At 32.8% G+C, this 13,595-nt stretch carries 23 protein-coding genes; all 23 read left to right on the forward strand.

Going from position 1 to position 13,595, the window contains the following annotated elements:
• Window positions 1-19: 19 nt before the first annotated feature.
• The 23 genes from HT669_RS03085 to HT669_RS03180 all read left to right on the forward strand — a co-directional run bounded on the left by HT669_RS03085 (window position 20) and on the right by HT669_RS03180 (window position 13,311).
• Window positions 20-202: a class IIb bacteriocin, lactobin A/cerein 7B family gene (locus tag HT669_RS03085; RefSeq protein WP_000435077.1), complete on the forward strand. Its 183-nt coding sequence runs from the start codon at window positions 20-22 to the stop codon at window positions 200-202.
• Window positions 203-442: 240 nt separating this feature from the next.
• Window positions 443-643, forward strand: coding sequence for an SPPN_00645 family bacteriocin-like peptide (locus tag HT669_RS03090; RefSeq protein ID WP_001055966.1), 201 nt, complete (start codon window positions 443-445; stop codon window positions 641-643).
• Window positions 644-835: 192 nt separating this feature from the next.
• Window positions 836-1,066 (forward strand): bacteriocin-like peptide BlpU, encoded by a 231-nt coding sequence (gene blpU, locus HT669_RS03095; RefSeq protein ID WP_001093485.1) that lies wholly within the window; start codon window positions 836-838, stop codon window positions 1,064-1,066.
• 2 nt (window positions 1,067-1,068) lie between these two features.
• Window positions 1,069-1,194, forward strand: a complete 126-nt coding sequence (locus HT669_RS11480; protein WP_007284823.1) for a PncF family bacteriocin immunity protein — start codon at window positions 1,069-1,071, stop codon at window positions 1,192-1,194.
• 606 nt (window positions 1,195-1,800) lie between these two features.
• On the forward strand, window positions 1,801-2,388 hold the full coding sequence (locus tag HT669_RS03100; RefSeq protein ID WP_023932901.1) for a recombinase family protein: 588 nt from the start codon (window positions 1,801-1,803) through the stop codon (window positions 2,386-2,388).
• Window positions 2,389-2,586: 198 nt separating this feature from the next.
• Window positions 2,587-3,822, forward strand: coding sequence for a CAP domain-containing protein (locus HT669_RS11355; protein WP_023935473.1), 1,236 nt, complete (start codon window positions 2,587-2,589; stop codon window positions 3,820-3,822).
• A gap of 46 nt (window positions 3,823-3,868) precedes the next feature.
• Window positions 3,869-5,266 (forward strand): N-acetylmuramoyl-L-alanine amidase family protein, encoded by a 1,398-nt coding sequence (locus HT669_RS03110; RefSeq protein WP_000725077.1) that lies wholly within the window; start codon window positions 3,869-3,871, stop codon window positions 5,264-5,266.
• Window positions 5,267-5,295: 29 nt separating this feature from the next.
• Window positions 5,296-6,342 (forward strand): DUF6287 domain-containing protein, encoded by a 1,047-nt coding sequence (locus HT669_RS03115; protein ID WP_172922012.1) that lies wholly within the window; start codon window positions 5,296-5,298, stop codon window positions 6,340-6,342.
• Between the two features lie 241 nt (window positions 6,343-6,583).
• Window positions 6,584-6,712: a smi_0059.1 family bacteriocin-like peptide gene (locus tag HT669_RS03120; RefSeq protein ID WP_000658224.1), complete on the forward strand. Its 129-nt coding sequence runs from the start codon at window positions 6,584-6,586 to the stop codon at window positions 6,710-6,712.
• Between the two features lie 11 nt (window positions 6,713-6,723).
• The gene (locus tag HT669_RS03125) at window positions 6,724-6,879 is read left to right on the forward strand and encodes a hypothetical protein (RefSeq protein WP_001004586.1); all 156 of its coding nucleotides are present in this window, start codon (window positions 6,724-6,726) and stop codon (window positions 6,877-6,879) included.
• A gap of 34 nt (window positions 6,880-6,913) precedes the next feature.
• Window positions 6,914-7,108 carry a class IIb bacteriocin, lactobin A/cerein 7B family gene (locus HT669_RS03130; protein WP_000180814.1) on the forward strand — a complete coding sequence of 65 codons (195 nt, stop codon included), beginning with the start codon at window positions 6,914-6,916 and terminating at the stop codon, window positions 7,106-7,108.
• A 27-nt stretch (window positions 7,109-7,135) separates the two neighbouring features.
• Complete coding sequence (locus HT669_RS03135; RefSeq protein WP_000478865.1) at window positions 7,136-7,336, forward strand: hypothetical protein; 201 nt, start codon at window positions 7,136-7,138, stop codon at window positions 7,334-7,336.
• Between the two features lie 8 nt (window positions 7,337-7,344).
• A complete protein-coding gene (locus tag HT669_RS03140) occupies window positions 7,345-7,512 on the forward strand; it encodes a class IIb bacteriocin, lactobin A/cerein 7B family (protein WP_001047583.1) in 168 nt (55 codons plus the stop codon).
• A gap of 3 nt (window positions 7,513-7,515) precedes the next feature.
• Complete coding sequence (locus tag HT669_RS11005; RefSeq protein ID WP_078149558.1) at window positions 7,516-7,731, forward strand: bacteriocin immunity protein; 216 nt, start codon at window positions 7,516-7,518, stop codon at window positions 7,729-7,731.
• A gap of 80 nt (window positions 7,732-7,811) precedes the next feature.
• Window positions 7,812-7,991: a hypothetical protein gene (locus HT669_RS03145; RefSeq protein WP_000846995.1), complete on the forward strand. Its 180-nt coding sequence runs from the start codon at window positions 7,812-7,814 to the stop codon at window positions 7,989-7,991.
• 77 nt (window positions 7,992-8,068) lie between these two features.
• Entirely contained in the window at window positions 8,069-8,275 is a 207-nt protein-coding gene (locus HT669_RS03150; protein ID WP_023938646.1) for a hypothetical protein, read from the forward strand.
• 401 nt (window positions 8,276-8,676) lie between these two features.
• On the forward strand, window positions 8,677-8,871 hold the full coding sequence (locus HT669_RS11010; protein ID WP_000757185.1) for a hypothetical protein: 195 nt from the start codon (window positions 8,677-8,679) through the stop codon (window positions 8,869-8,871).
• A 20-nt stretch (window positions 8,872-8,891) separates the two neighbouring features.
• Window positions 8,892-9,785, forward strand: a complete 894-nt coding sequence (locus HT669_RS03155; protein ID WP_000343887.1) for an XRE family transcriptional regulator — start codon at window positions 8,892-8,894, stop codon at window positions 9,783-9,785.
• 542 nt (window positions 9,786-10,327) lie between these two features.
• Window positions 10,328-10,624 carry an uberolysin/carnocyclin family circular bacteriocin gene (locus HT669_RS03160; protein WP_000837726.1) on the forward strand — a complete coding sequence of 99 codons (297 nt, stop codon included), beginning with the start codon at window positions 10,328-10,330 and terminating at the stop codon, window positions 10,622-10,624.
• Window positions 10,625-10,630: 6 nt separating this feature from the next.
• Window positions 10,631-11,767 (forward strand): hypothetical protein, encoded by a 1,137-nt coding sequence (locus HT669_RS03165; protein WP_000698831.1) that lies wholly within the window; start codon window positions 10,631-10,633, stop codon window positions 11,765-11,767.
• The gene (locus HT669_RS03170; RefSeq protein ID WP_001232096.1) at window positions 11,764-12,246 is read left to right on the forward strand and encodes a stage II sporulation protein M; all 483 of its coding nucleotides are present in this window, start codon (window positions 11,764-11,766) and stop codon (window positions 12,244-12,246) included. Before HT669_RS03165 ends, HT669_RS03170 begins: the two co-directional genes overlap by 4 nt.
• Window positions 12,243-12,839, forward strand: coding sequence for an ATP-binding cassette domain-containing protein (locus HT669_RS03175; protein WP_000687786.1), 597 nt, complete (start codon window positions 12,243-12,245; stop codon window positions 12,837-12,839). Before HT669_RS03170 ends, HT669_RS03175 begins: the two co-directional genes overlap by 4 nt.
• Window positions 12,820-13,311, forward strand: a complete 492-nt coding sequence (locus HT669_RS03180) for a hypothetical protein (protein ID WP_000671988.1) — start codon at window positions 12,820-12,822, stop codon at window positions 13,309-13,311. The genes HT669_RS03175 and HT669_RS03180 overlap by 20 nt, the downstream gene beginning before the upstream one ends.
• Window positions 13,312-13,595 lie beyond the last annotated feature (284 nt).

Consider the following 13,595-nt stretch of genomic DNA (forward strand, 5'->3'; position numbering starts at 1 on the left):
ATCAAAAAAGGAGAATAAGATGGAACAAATTAAAAATATGGAAAATAATTTTCATGTAATGAGTCATGAGGAATTGGCCGATGTAGAAGGAGGCTTGCTATTTGGTCTGGTAGTAGTTGGAGGAGTCGCAATTGCAGGAACATTTTTATTGGGTGCGGTAGATGGTGCTTCAGGAGCACATGCTAAGCGTCGTGGACGTTAACAGGGAAGGAAGAGCGCTGATGGAACGCATAATAGAAAGTTGGATTACTAGGGTAGAGAATTTTTACAGTTTGCAGTCAATTCCTGTGAAAGTATTCATTTTCATAGTTGGAGTAGTTGGGATTTATGCTTTAGGGACATTACTTTTAGGATCGGTTTATTGGGCGGGGCAGAAGTTTGGCGAAACAATTTACAATTATTTGTTTCAATAAAAAATTATAGATAAAGAGGAACAGACATAATGAATATGATAAAAATTGAAGAAAAATTTACAAGTCTTACAGAAAAAGATTTGGCAACAGTAGAGGGTGGTCGAGTGTCATGGAGAGGTAATATTAACATCGATGTCCACAAAGTGATTGATAGTACGGGAAGATTTTTCGGTGGTATCTATAATGCTGGTAGATCATTTGGGCGAAATGTTTACAATGCATTTTATTAATATAGTTTATTAAAATGAATATCATATATTATATTTTTGAATTCGTTTTCGAATAGATAAATAAGAGGAATACAGGGAATGATTATTTCAGTAATTCAAGATTTGGATGAAACAATTTAATAAACACTGCTATACCAAACTTGTCAAGTTTGCAACAAGACAAGCATTAAAATAAAAAAGGAGGCATTCGTTATGAATACAAAAACGATGTCACAATTTGAAATTATGGATACTGAGATACTTGCTTGCCTTGAAGGTGGCGGATGCAATTGGGGAGATTTTGCCAAAGCAGGTGTTGGAGGAGGAGCAGCACGAGGTCTTCAGCTAGGAATTAAAACAGGAACATGGCAAGGTGCAGCAACTGGTGCTGCGGGAGGAGCTATATTTGGAGGTGTGGCCTATGCAGCGACATGTTGGTGGTAATTATGGATTTTAAAAGTTTTATTATTGGTTTAGTAGTTGGTATATTTGGTCCCTATATGGATGATCTAATTAGAAAAAAATTTTTAAAGTCTTCGGAGAAGAAAACAGAAAAATTTGTCAAAAAATAATCAAAACGATAAATGATGAATCTGATTCAAAATTATCTTGCACATGTAAAGAGGACCATCTCTCCTCTTATCAGGTAAATAGGAATCTTGCAGTAGCGAATCAAAAAAGGAGTAACTATGAATCGTAATTTAGAACGGTGTTATCTATTCTGACTATGAATAGATCATACCAGAGGTGGCTTATAAATAGCGGGGACATTAGAAATTGAAGTAACTTTAAATAGGATGTCGTAAATGTTGCTATCAATGATTTATTTGTCCCAAGCTTGCCTAGGGTGTCAGTAAAAAATCAATTTCCTTTCAAAATAGCATATTTTTAGTAGGTAGGACGTTTGTTCTGCCTATTTTTTGCTAAAAAGTGCAGTTGAAGTGTCTATTTGCATCATTTGGAGTTTTACATGTATTTTTGATAAAAAATAGGTATAGAAATTAGGAAAGTTGAAGAAAAGGAATGAAGGAGGTCTTAGTTTGTGATTTTTTACATACTTTTAAGGCTTGATGAACCAGTTTGAACTAATATATAATTGCTAGAAATTGAATACACTACTCCTTGAGGGCATTTTGCCCTTTTTTATATTTTACAATAAGTGTAAAAGGAGAGTTTTTATGCGTTACGGTTATGTTCGAGTATCTACAAGAGAACAAAATATTGATAGGCAATTTTCAGCATTGGTAGAAAACAAATTATCAAAAGAGAATATTTTTATTGATTACGTTTCAGGAAAAGATTTTGACAGAATGGAATATCAAAAATTATTAACTACCTTGAAAGAAAATGATGAATTGGTTATTAAATCAATTGATAGGTTGGGAAGAAACTATGATGAAATTTTAGAACAATGGCAAGCAATTACTAAGAAAAAGAAAGTAAATATAACTGTTTTAGATTTCCCCTTATTAAATACAAAGAATAGCAATGATAATATCACAGGAAAACTAATCTCCGATATCGTTTTACAAGTCCTATCTTATGTGGCACAGTTTGAAAGAGAACAAATCAAACAAAGACAAATGGAAGGAATACGGGAAGCACAGAAAAAAGGGAAGAAATTCGGCAGACCAAAATTGGTTGTTCCGAATAATCTCCCTGATGTGATAGCTCAATATAAGAAAAAAGAAATAATCTTACGAGAAGGTGCAGACATCTTAGGAGTATCAAAAAGCACCTTTCACAATTGGATAAAAAATTCATAGTTCTTGTCAAAAAACCTAGGATTTTTTGGACAGAAAATACAGTCTATTTTAGAAGCGTTTTCGTTAGAAAAAAGGTTCTAAAATCCAGCATTTTGACCAATTATTATTACACTTCCATTTTATCAAGTTTGTCCAAAAAAGTCTAGATTTTAGGACAAACTGATTATTTTACAATAAATAAAAATAGGGGGACACGAAATGGACACCAAAGCTAAAAAGTTCACACTTGCAACGATTTCAGCTCTATCACTTCTTGGGGTAGGAATTGTTACATCACAATCAGTAGTTGCTAATGATAGGCTGGTTTCCACTCAAGCAATCAAAGGTCAATCCTACAATATCTTAAACTCTGAGGTCACTAGTACTTCTTCTGGTACTACTCTAGTTGGGATTGAAGGGACTTTCTTAACGCCAGATAAACAGGCTATCTTAGATCGTATCAATGCTATTCGAAAAGAGGCAGCAGATGAAGGTCTAGTTACTAGCTATGTTCCGATCAAATGGTCAACTGAACTAGAAAAAACAGCCTTCGTTCGGGCAGCAGAAGCTTCTGTAACTAGGCATCATAAACGTTTATCTAATAAAGATATTTGGAGTGCCTGGCCTTCAGGGAATTTTTCACTAGCCGAAAACTTAGCTTGGAACTATGATGGATTTATGACAGCTATTAATCAATGGTATGACGAAAAAGCAGATTACGTCAAATCTCGTAGTGGGGCAAGTGTATCTGGTCAAACTGGACACTACGAATCCTTAATCAATTCAGAATTGACCTATATGGGTTTGGCAGCCTTTGAAAACCCTGTCACTCAAAATGGATGGATTACCGTTGCACAAAGTTTCGGAACATCATCTGGTGGCTCTGAAGAATTAGCTGGTGGTTATGGAAAGGCCATTCAATATACAGAAGCAAATTCTTCTCAGATTCAAACATTTGCGACTAAGGCGAATCTTTTTGACAAAGACTTGAAGGCAATCGGAACTCATACCAGTAAGAAAACAAAACAAGGTAAGTCTAACGGGACTAATAAACCAGGTTTCTTTTTTCAAATGCAAGATATTGGTAGGGGTATGGGTTTTTGGCGACAATCTGGTTCTCGTTGGTGGTTTATGCAACTTGATGGGTCTTACCCTTACAATCAGTGGGCAAAATTAGATAATATCTGGTATCACTTCGATAGTTCAGGTTGGATGCAAACTGGCTGGATAAAAGACAACGGCACGTGGTACTATCTCGACGGTTCAGGTGCTATGAAGACTGGTTGGTTCAAGGATAACGGTAGTTGGTATTATCTTGATAGCTCAGGTGCTATGAAAACAGGCTGGATGAAGGTATCTGGGAAATGGTACTATGCCTATAGCTCTGGTGCCCTAGCAATCAATACGACTACACCAGACGGCTATCGCGTCAATTACAATGGAGAATGGGTATAGGATAAGATTATAAAAAATAGATAAAAAGAAAAGGAATACAAAAATTATGAAAAAAATCGTTTTAACGACTACAGCAGTTTTATCACTCCTAGCAACAGGAGCTACAATTTCAAGTGTCAATGCAGCAAGTGGCGTCCCGATGGTCAAGTTCTGGTCTCCTGCAGCTAATGCTTATGTTGAAGAACCTGCTCCTGGGTATCGTGATACAGATTTAGTCGCAACAGATGTGACGCTTGTAGAAAAAAGAAAAGCACAACTTGGAGCATTTTCTGATGGTGAATTTACAACGGTTGATTGGGTAGATAATGCTTATAGACAAGAATTCTCTAAGCAATTTGCAAGTTTTGAATCCAACGGCATTGCTACATTCAACGGTAAAACAATTGTCTTTAAAGCAACAGACTATGGTATCTATACCATGAAGTTTGAATTAAATGGTACTCTCTATAAGTTAACTGCTGATGTCAGAGAAAATCTAGGAAAAGGAGGTCCTTTTTACACTTATGTAACCAAACTAGAAGTCTTATCAAATAATCAAGCAAATACTATCTCGAATACGAGTACTGAAAAACAAATAGAAGCAACAATTACAAAGGTTGAAATTCATCATTTTGGATTTAATTTTGAAGGTGTACTCTCAGAGCCACTACAACACGGAGGAGATAATGCAGCTAGAGGAAATGTTACTCTAATTGATAAGGCTACCGGAAAGATTGTGTACCAACATAATAATGATGTCATCTTTAGTGGTCTAACTAATGACGTCAACGACCAATTTCTTTTGCCTTTAATTTATAGTAATAAATTTAAAGGGGATGTTTTCGATATCAGACAGTTTCCTGCCGGAACATACATCTTGGAGATGTCTGGAGAAGCTGGCTCTCCGCACGATCACTCAGTTGATAATAGAAAACGTGTCTTTAAAGTTAGAAAAGAGGTGACTATCGGAAATCCTTCAACAAATTCAAATACTAACACCACAACTCAATCAGGTTCGAATTCATCTAGCTCGTCAACTTCTACAAGTTCGTCATCTGGAAACTATTCTAACACGGATACAACCATGACGACCCATCAGTCTAAATCTACTTGGATGTATTCGAATGGTCGCTGGTGGTATAAACACGAAGATGGCACTTATACAACTAATGACTGGGAAAAAATCAATGGTGTTTGGTATCGTTTTGATAACTCTGGTTGGATGCAAACTGGCTGGGTAAAAGACAACGGCACGTGGTACTATCTCGACGGCTCAGGTGCGATGAAGACAGGTTGGGTCAAAGATAACGGTAGCTGGTACTACCTTCAAGATTCAGGAGCTATGAAAACAGGCTGGATGAAAGTATCTGGCAAATGGTACTATGCCTATAGCTCTGGTGCACTCGCAATCAATACAACTACACCTGACGGTTATCGTGTCAGTTACAACGGTGAGTGGGTATAAAAACAATTTCAAATTGTAAGATTAAACATATGAAAAAATTATTTCCATTCAGTATTAGTATATTAGCTATCTCTATTTTAACAGCTTGTCAACATCAGAGTGAAAACACTTCTGCAATAAGTTCTGAAGCAATTGCTTCAAGTACTAGTTCAACTTCTTCTACATCGGAAGAGAAGAAACCTGATTACACCCTATATAATCCTGTTCTTAAAGAATATGCCAAAGTATTAGATGGTTCGTCAACTTCACATACAGAGATCAATTCAAAAGCAAACTTAAAAAACACTTATCCTAAAGAATATTCTGGATTACAGTATAGCTTGTATGATTTAGACCAAGACGGTACGGACGAACTTTTGATTACCCTAAAAATGGATTCTAACTATTACGATTTATTAGATATTCGAACTCTTAAAAATGGTGAAGTTATTCGACTGACCAATGCAGAAAACAATTTGGACTTTATTGGAGAGCGAGTACATTTTAATCCTTTAGAAAATGGTTATTTTCAATTATCTACCCGAGTATCTACTAATCAAATCCAACTTAAACTATACAAGTTGAATCAGGATGGAACACTGTTAGAACTAGTCATTGAATCAGATACAGAAGAGGGACTGGGGACAAAACCACCTTCCCTTGACATAAGATCTTTCTTTTGGAAATCTGTCACAAGTCTCATAAATGGAGAAACAAGCCTTCCGTCAGAAAGTAAAGGGATGGATATTACTGCAATTCAAAATGGAGATTTTTCTAGTGTCGCAGGCACTTGGAGGAATCGTACAGGTATTGAATTCACCTTTGACAAAAATGGTTTAGTAAGTGATCATTCCAAGATTTCAATTGAACATGCTAAGGAAATTGACCACTATCTCAAGGCAAGTTCTGTTTCTAAAGATGGAGGTGCTGGTGCAGCTATTGCCTTTTTACCAGCAGGAATCCCTATAACCATGTCTGTCACCTCTTCTTCAGATAATGGCTATACTGACTCGTCTGATATTACACAAGACCGCTTATGGTTTGGACACCAACTTATCAATGGTAGTACCGAGGGATTTTTTTACAAGGTAGAATAGTTTTAATAGACTTACAAATTTATCAATAAGAATGTCGGAAAATTTTCTGATATTCTTATTTTTTTGACTTCCTTTTCGAATAGATAAGTAAGAGGAAAAAGAAAGGAGTTTGCTTTATGTATCTACCAATTTTCTATTCATGGTTCATTAAATTATTTTTTAAATAAAATTTAATTTAGTTGTACATTTTTGAAATTTTTTTCGAATAGATAAGTGAGAAGAAAAAGAAAGGAATAAAATAATGAAAGAACATTATTACGGATTTGTTGAGCTAACTTCGGAAGAATTGACCGATATTCAAGGTGGAGAAAGTTGGGTGAAGACCCTTGCAGATTGGTACATTGGATTTCGTAGAGGTTTTGGTTTTTAGGAGGATAAGCGATGAATGAAATGAATGATAAGTATACTGTTGAGGTATTAAAGGAAAGCGACTTAGCCTTGCTGGTGGGTGGTAGCAAGGAAAGTTATCAACGGGGTCTAATTACAGGTCTATTGTTACGCGGTATATTTATTGGAACCCCATTTTTTAGAAGATAAGATTTAGAAAAAATAGAACAAGAGGAGAAAAAAGATGACAAATTTTGACAAAATGGAACAGAACTTTGTAGCTCTTACAGAAGAAGAGTTGATGGCTGTGGATGGGGGAGCATTGCCTCTTGTAATCGCCGGAGTGTCTATCTGGAAGATAGGTGCAGCAGTAGCAGGTGGAGCAGCAGCGCTTTTTGCTGGAGGAGCAGCTTTGGGGTATTATGCGAATAGACCATAATCTGATTGTAGTCAGAGAGGCATTTCTATGTTTTTAAAAAAAGAAGTGATATTATTAGGGGTATTGTTATCGCTACGTATTATTTTTACTATCGTTCAAATTTTAATTGATTATAAAATATTATCTGGACAGTATAGTATAAATTTTATGGATATTTCAGAAGTATTTACTTATCCAATACTCATTTTAATCATTTACATAGCAATAAAATATAATACAAAGGAGTAATGACGAATATGAACTTAGAACAATTTTATCAATTATCTGACGATGAATTAGTGGGAACAAAAGGTGGTTTTGGTCTTGCGGAAGCAGTTGGGATTGCAGGAGTACTGAATGCTGCTGTACAAATTTTTAATGCTGGTTACAAATTTGGTTCAGATTTGGCTCGTCGTGGGCGTTAGATAATGAATAATCGCAACCTTAATCTCAATACATTGTTACCTAAACTAGCCACTATATTTCCTTTGTTGGGAATAATTCTTAATGTCGCGCTTCATGTGATTCGTACAGGTTCGTTAGTATACTTTAATTGGCAATGGACTTTGGTTGGTTTGCTTTTCTCAGCATATTTTGGTATTTTTCGCAAAGATTTGTCAAAAAATAATCCAAACTATAAATGAAGAACATGAATCAAAAGGATTTTGTGTATATGAATGGTAGCGTTTTTCCGCCATTCTTGTCAGGTAAATAGGAGCTTTCTATGAAAACATTTTTATTAGGCTTTACTGAGGGTTATTTTACCGTATCGCTCATAATCTACATCGCAACGTATTTGATTTTGAGAAATCCAATCAATACCCTATTTTATCCAGAAATTTACCCTGTTTTATTTGGGCTCTTTTATCTAGGATATAAGGTCAATAAAAAGCGAGTAGAGTAAACAGTTAAGAATGACTTGTTAGTCTGCGCTAAAATGGCTAGGCTAGAATCTAGGAATGCATCACATTGGAGTTTAATATGAAATTTATTAAATCAATACTGAAAGTTTGGCCTGAAATTATGGTATTACTTAGTTCAATGTCTTATATCATCATCAGATTAGTAGCTGACATGAATAAAGTATCTTTACTTACTTGGTTTGATAGTTTCAATATACCAACGATTGCATTATTTATGATGGTCTTCATTCTTTTATACAGAAGTAAAGAAAAAAAGAATGGATAAATTTGAGGTAGTAGACGCTCTATAGGGAATAGGTGTCTTATAGTAACGAATCAAAAAAAGGAGTAACTATGAATCGTAATTTAGAACGGTGTTATCTATTCTGACTAGGAATAGATTATACCAGAGGTGGCTTAGAAATAGCAGGGACATTAAAAATTGAAGTAACTTTAAATAGGATGTCGTAAAGGTTACTATCAATGATTTATTTGTCCCAAGCTTGCCTAGGGTGTCAGAAAAAAATCATTTTCCTTTCAATAGCATATTTTTAGTAGGTAGGACGTTTGTTCTGCCTATTTTTTGCCAAAAAAGTGTATTTGAGCTGTTTATTTGGAGTTTTACATGTATTTTTTGATAAAATTTGATAAAATAGGTATAGAAATTAGGAGAGTTGAAGAAAAGAAATGAAGAAGGTTTTAAGATATTTTTTAGTATTTGTTTTTCTATTTTTGATGAATATTTTCATCTTTAAGATACTAGCAACTCTGGGATTTCAGCTGACAATGAGTGAAAAGAGTTATATTGTACCACCGCTGTTTTCGATTATCGTTTTGTACATGATTGACAAAAGAATTAGGAAGAAAAAGAAATCTTTGTAATCAACTTAAGGAGTATTACTATGGATGAGTTGAAACGTGAAATTGGTTATAAAATCAAAACTATTAGGCGATCTTGTGGAAAAACTCAGATAGATATTTGTGGTGATGAATCAGAGTTGACGATTCGTCAGCTAGCACGTATTGAAAATGGGCAAGCTTTAGCAACACTTCCTAAATTATTATTGATTGCGGATAAACTTGGAGTATCATTACAGAATATTGTGGATGTTAAGGTTATAGAGATTCCAAAAGGATTCCTAAAACTCAAAGATGAGCTGATTCATTCTCAAACCTACGCTGATAAGGGAAGAATCGAACGAAAAGAAGCTATACTTGAGGAAATATATGAAAACTATTATGAGAATTTGCCTGAGGAAGAGCAGTTAATTGTGGATGTGACACAAGCTCGTTTTGATATTTATGGTAGTTCAGATGTGACCTACGGTTTAGGGTTAGTGGAAGAATATTTCCAGCAGTTATTAAAAAAGAAATATTTTTCTGTAAATGATTTGTTGATTATTGAATTGTATTTCTTTTGTTGTGCTATGGGATTAGAAGATAAAGAACATTTTGAGGAGTTAGCTCAAAAAGTATTGCTATGTTCAGAATATGAAGATAAGGCTAGCCTAGCTCAGATGGAAAAAGTTCTTCTGAGCCTATTTATCCAAATTCAGACAGAAGATAGTCTGATATATATTCAAACATTTGAGAAAATTATTGCTAAAACAAGACATGTTTTTTACCGACCTCATCTATTTTTGCTAAAGGCAAAATATGCTTTATTTGTAGACAAGAATATTTTAGAGGCAGAAAGTTTCTATGAAAAGGCAATTTCTCTAGCAGAATTGCTAGATGATCAGATATTAGTTCAGAGAATCTTAGAAGAAAAACAAATAGATTTCCCAACAACCTGACTTCTAAGTCATGTTGTTTTTTTCATGTTTTTGTTATATTAAACCTATAAAGAAAACGCTCTCAAAAAGAAAGGAGGTTTATTATGGTTGGAACGTTATTTGTCCCTTTAAGTATAAGAGTTTGGTTCTATCTATAATATCAGGTAGAGATTAATGGAATAAAGTATTTTTATATTGGATTAAAGGAATGTTTTAATAGGTTTCCTACATTAGTATAGAGGATGAAACTCAATTTTCAATGATATAAAAGAGTGATTTGGAGATTGTGAGGGTTGAGTATGTTTATTTATGATGTAGGAAGTGTAAACTAAAAAGGAGGTAGTAATCGTATAAAAGTTAAATAGACATTATCTTTTATTGAGTCTTAGTGATATAAAAGTAATTTGATAATCTAGGAAAATGTAGTAGTAATTTATTTATTATAGATATGTTAATAAAAGTAGTATAAAATATAGACGAACATTTGAAGAGAGTTAGGAATACAACATGTGCGAATTAACTCTCAATAAAACATACATAATATACAAAAGGAGTACACTAAAATGAAATCTAAAAGAATGGAATTTCATAATAAATTTCTCATTGTTTCAGCAATGTTAGCAGTCATTAGTTGGTTAAGCTTAGGTGTTGTTTCTTTTCCTATGTTGGCTGGGACATTAGGAATTTCGACAAAAGCTGCTGCTACTGTAGTCAATTTGATTAGTGCTTATAGTACAGTTACAGCAGTAATTTCAATTGTAGGTGCAATCACAGGAGTAGGTTCTATTGGTTCGGGTATTGCAGCAACAGTTCTTTATATATTGAAAAAGAAGGGTGCTGCTAAAGCAGCTCTATGGTAGAACTAGATGAAAATACTTTCTAAAAAAGAATGTGAAAGTATTTTAGGTTATCTTAATTTTATTGGGATAACCCTTTTGTTTTTTGTTATCATAAGTTTGTCAATCTATTTTAAAAGCTATCTTCCTTTTCAAGGGAAATTATTTTTACTTTTTTTGGTAGTAGATTACGCTACTTTGAATCGTTATAATATGAAACTGCCTATCCAAAGTAAAAAAATAAATACTTTCTATATAAGGAAAAACTATATTTTTCTCTATCTTCTTGCCATTGTCAAGAAATATTATTCTTTCCAAATTTTACAATCATTCATTTATTTATTTATTTTGTATTTTCTAGATATTATTGGATATTTTTATTTATACATTACTCTTTGTTTGATAGTTATTCAAATTATTTCTTTAATTCTACCTAGTTTGTTTTCAATTATAAGTAAATTGTTCTTATTTTTATCTATAGGACTATTGTCTATAGAACAAGGACAAGTTGTAATTTATGTCATACTACTCAATTATTTTATTTTAGTTATGGGGATATTAGATAATCACGCGAGTAATTTCTATTTTAAAAGCAGTCGAATGAGCCAAAAAAGATTTCGTAGCAGTCTATTTATATTGCTTCGTTTTTGTTGGTTAAATAAAGGGTTAACTTTTTCTTTTATTTTGATTAGTATTCTTCTTTCCTATCTATTTTGGTATATGATGACGATGTTATCAATTGATGGTACAAAAATACCAATATTGTTTCTTTATACCTCAATATATATCACATTAATGGAGGCAATAATAGGGAATCATAAATCCTCAATTGGGGTAGATCTAGCTTTACTTCAATTATCTGCTCTTAATCATTCTAAAATGAATTTCTTTTTTAAGAATGCACAACTAATGATGTTGACGCATTTAATCTCTTTCTTACAATTTTCATTGTTGTTATGTTTGATTCCGGTGACAAGTTATAGTAATGATATAAAAAGTATTTTGTTGAATTTGTTATTGATTCCATTCAATTATTTTATAGCCTATGTCTATTATAAGAAAGCTCTATTTTTAATTAAAGGTACAGTTAGTTTATTGAGATGGAGTTTTCTGGTTTTATATTGTTTTCTGATATTATTTGTAACTTTAGTAGGGGGCATTAGATGAGAAAAAGTGGTTTTCTGATTTACTATGTGTTATTTTGTACGGTCTGTTTTTCACTAGGTTTACTTTTAAGCTTTATATTAAAAAGTGAGACTTTTGCTACTATACCTCCGAAACTGGAATTACAATTTACATTGACAGTTTTACAGGCAAATTCTACAAATTTTTTGCTATATCTATTCTGTTTTCCGATTTCGCCCTTATTGCAACTTTTTGATTTGCTATCTTTAGGAATACAATTGGGTATATCTGGTCAGATGATTGGAATAGTAGCTACAATAAAAGGAATATTACCTCATGGTCTTATTGAAATACCGAATTTTATTTGGTATCAAGGTATGAGTCAGTATCTTTTATACCGATTATTGAAGGATAGGGGAATTGAAAATATACTTATTTATATAAAAAGTAATTTAAAATGGTATATCATTTCTTATATTTTATTAATTTTAGCAGCGTTGATAGAGGGAATTAAATTATGAAAATTGAAAATGAATCTAAAAGTTATGATAAATGTATACTGAAAAATATATCACTAGAGATTGATAAGGGAATTTACAGAGTTGAAGGAGAGAATGGTTCAGGAAAGAGCACCCTTCTACAACTTTTAGCTGGGCTAGAGACTTTTGATAGTGGTTTAAAGAATTGTGTCTCCAAAGATGTACTATACCTTGATACCAATCAGCTTGGGGTTATTCCATTTACTATAGAAGAAAATTTGCAGTTGTTGTGTGATTCTTTTCAAATCCATCTATCATTTGAGGATAAAGAACAAATTAATACTTTTTTTGATAATAAAATCGGAGATAACTATATGACAGCATCTACTGGAACAAAATTCAAATTAGGCTTATCCTTAATTTTTGCTAAAAATTGGGATTATATTTTTATTGATGAGACCTTATCAACAGTGGATGCAAGAAGTATTGATATGATTGCTAAACGTTTAATTTCCATGAAAGAAAGCTCTACTATTATATATGTATCTCATAATTTATTGAATCAAGAATTGATTAGCAAATCTCAAAGGATTTTAATAGAGGAAGGACGGGTTTATGAAATTTCAAACAAATAATAGTTTATACAAATTAATGAATCTGATTATTTATCTTTTTCTTTTATATTTGTTTATTGATTTACTGATGAAGTCGGGAATTTTAGATGAACAAATTGATAAATTATCTGAACTATCTAATCTTTTTACAATTAAAATAGAAACAATATTGACAGTGATTTCTGTTGTTTTCACATTTATAGCAACTCTTATTGAATATGGATTTTCTCTCTTTCTGATTACATTATTTTTTGATAAGGATAAGAGGAACTTTGGAGATATTCTTTTATCTAAAAATATAACCTTAAGTTTTAGCATTTTACTTTGTTACTTATTTAATCCATCGGATATAAAGTTTGCTTATTTCAGCATATTGACAGTATTACTAATTGGGATAACAAATTATGCGAGATTTAAAAATTTAAGATTGACAGTAGTATTTTCTGTACCATTTTTATTTAATGCTATAGTGTCTATTATAAATAGTTTTTAGAAATACTAAAATTTCTTTTCTTTACTTAATAATGACACGAAATCATTTCGGTTTTATTAACTTGGAATTCTTATATTTTCTAGGTAGAACGTTTGTTCTGCCTATTTTCTTTATCCAAAAAGTGCAGTTGGGAGGGAGATAGGCGCATTTGGGGAGGAAGTCCAGTTTTTGTTTGAGGATTGGGGTAAGATAGTTGTTATCAGATGAGTTTATACTCTTCGAAAATCAAATTCAAACCACGTCAACGTCGCCTTGCCGTATATATGTGACTGACTTCGTCAGTC

This window comes from Streptococcus sp. 2100, from assembly GCF_013276335.1.
GTDB lineage: Bacteria > Bacillota > Bacilli > Lactobacillales > Streptococcaceae > Streptococcus > Streptococcus pseudopneumoniae.

Bases quoted from the DNA above. Each gene is read 5' to 3' on its own strand.
- HT669_RS03175 (WP_000687786.1), top strand. From the start codon at position 12,243: ATGAAAATTGAAAATGAATCTAAAAGTTATGATAAATGTATACTGAAA.
- HT669_RS03155 (WP_000343887.1), top strand. From the start codon at position 8,892: ATGGATGAGTTGAAACGTGAAATTGGTTATAAAATCAAAACTATTAGG.
- HT669_RS03180 (WP_000671988.1), top strand. From the start codon at position 12,820: ATGAAATTTCAAACAAATAATAGTTTATACAAATTAATGAATCTGATT.
- HT669_RS11005 (WP_078149558.1), top strand. From the start codon at position 7,516: ATGAATAATCGCAACCTTAATCTCAATACATTGTTACCTAAACTAGCC.
- HT669_RS03170 (WP_001232096.1), top strand. From the start codon at position 11,764: ATGAGAAAAAGTGGTTTTCTGATTTACTATGTGTTATTTTGTACGGTC.
- HT669_RS03135 (WP_000478865.1), top strand. From the start codon at position 7,136: ATGTTTTTAAAAAAAGAAGTGATATTATTAGGGGTATTGTTATCGCTA.
- blpU (WP_001093485.1), top strand. From the start codon at position 836: ATGAATACAAAAACGATGTCACAATTTGAAATTATGGATACTGAGATA.
- HT669_RS03120 (WP_000658224.1), top strand. From the start codon at position 6,584: ATGAAAGAACATTATTACGGATTTGTTGAGCTAACTTCGGAAGAATTG.
- HT669_RS03160 (WP_000837726.1), top strand. From the start codon at position 10,328: ATGAAATCTAAAAGAATGGAATTTCATAATAAATTTCTCATTGTTTCA.
- HT669_RS03145 (WP_000846995.1), top strand. From the start codon at position 7,812: ATGAAAACATTTTTATTAGGCTTTACTGAGGGTTATTTTACCGTATCG.
- HT669_RS03110 (WP_000725077.1), top strand. From the start codon at position 3,869: ATGAAAAAAATCGTTTTAACGACTACAGCAGTTTTATCACTCCTAGCA.
- HT669_RS03090 (WP_001055966.1), top strand. From the start codon at position 443: ATGAATATGATAAAAATTGAAGAAAAATTTACAAGTCTTACAGAAAAA.
- HT669_RS11010 (WP_000757185.1), top strand. From the start codon at position 8,677: ATGAAGAAGGTTTTAAGATATTTTTTAGTATTTGTTTTTCTATTTTTG.
- HT669_RS03100 (WP_023932901.1), top strand. From the start codon at position 1,801: ATGCGTTACGGTTATGTTCGAGTATCTACAAGAGAACAAAATATTGAT.
- HT669_RS11355 (WP_023935473.1), top strand. From the start codon at position 2,587: ATGGACACCAAAGCTAAAAAGTTCACACTTGCAACGATTTCAGCTCTA.
- HT669_RS03115 (WP_172922012.1), top strand. From the start codon at position 5,296: ATGAAAAAATTATTTCCATTCAGTATTAGTATATTAGCTATCTCTATT.
- HT669_RS03140 (WP_001047583.1), top strand. From the start codon at position 7,345: ATGAACTTAGAACAATTTTATCAATTATCTGACGATGAATTAGTGGGA.
- HT669_RS03165 (WP_000698831.1), top strand. From the start codon at position 10,631: ATGAAAATACTTTCTAAAAAAGAATGTGAAAGTATTTTAGGTTATCTT.
- HT669_RS03085 (WP_000435077.1), top strand. From the start codon at position 20: ATGGAACAAATTAAAAATATGGAAAATAATTTTCATGTAATGAGTCAT.
- HT669_RS03125 (WP_001004586.1), top strand. From the start codon at position 6,724: ATGAATGAAATGAATGATAAGTATACTGTTGAGGTATTAAAGGAAAGC.
- HT669_RS03130 (WP_000180814.1), top strand. From the start codon at position 6,914: ATGACAAATTTTGACAAAATGGAACAGAACTTTGTAGCTCTTACAGAA.
- HT669_RS11480 (WP_007284823.1), top strand. From the start codon at position 1,069: ATGGATTTTAAAAGTTTTATTATTGGTTTAGTAGTTGGTATATTTGGT.
- HT669_RS03150 (WP_023938646.1), top strand. From the start codon at position 8,069: ATGAAATTTATTAAATCAATACTGAAAGTTTGGCCTGAAATTATGGTA.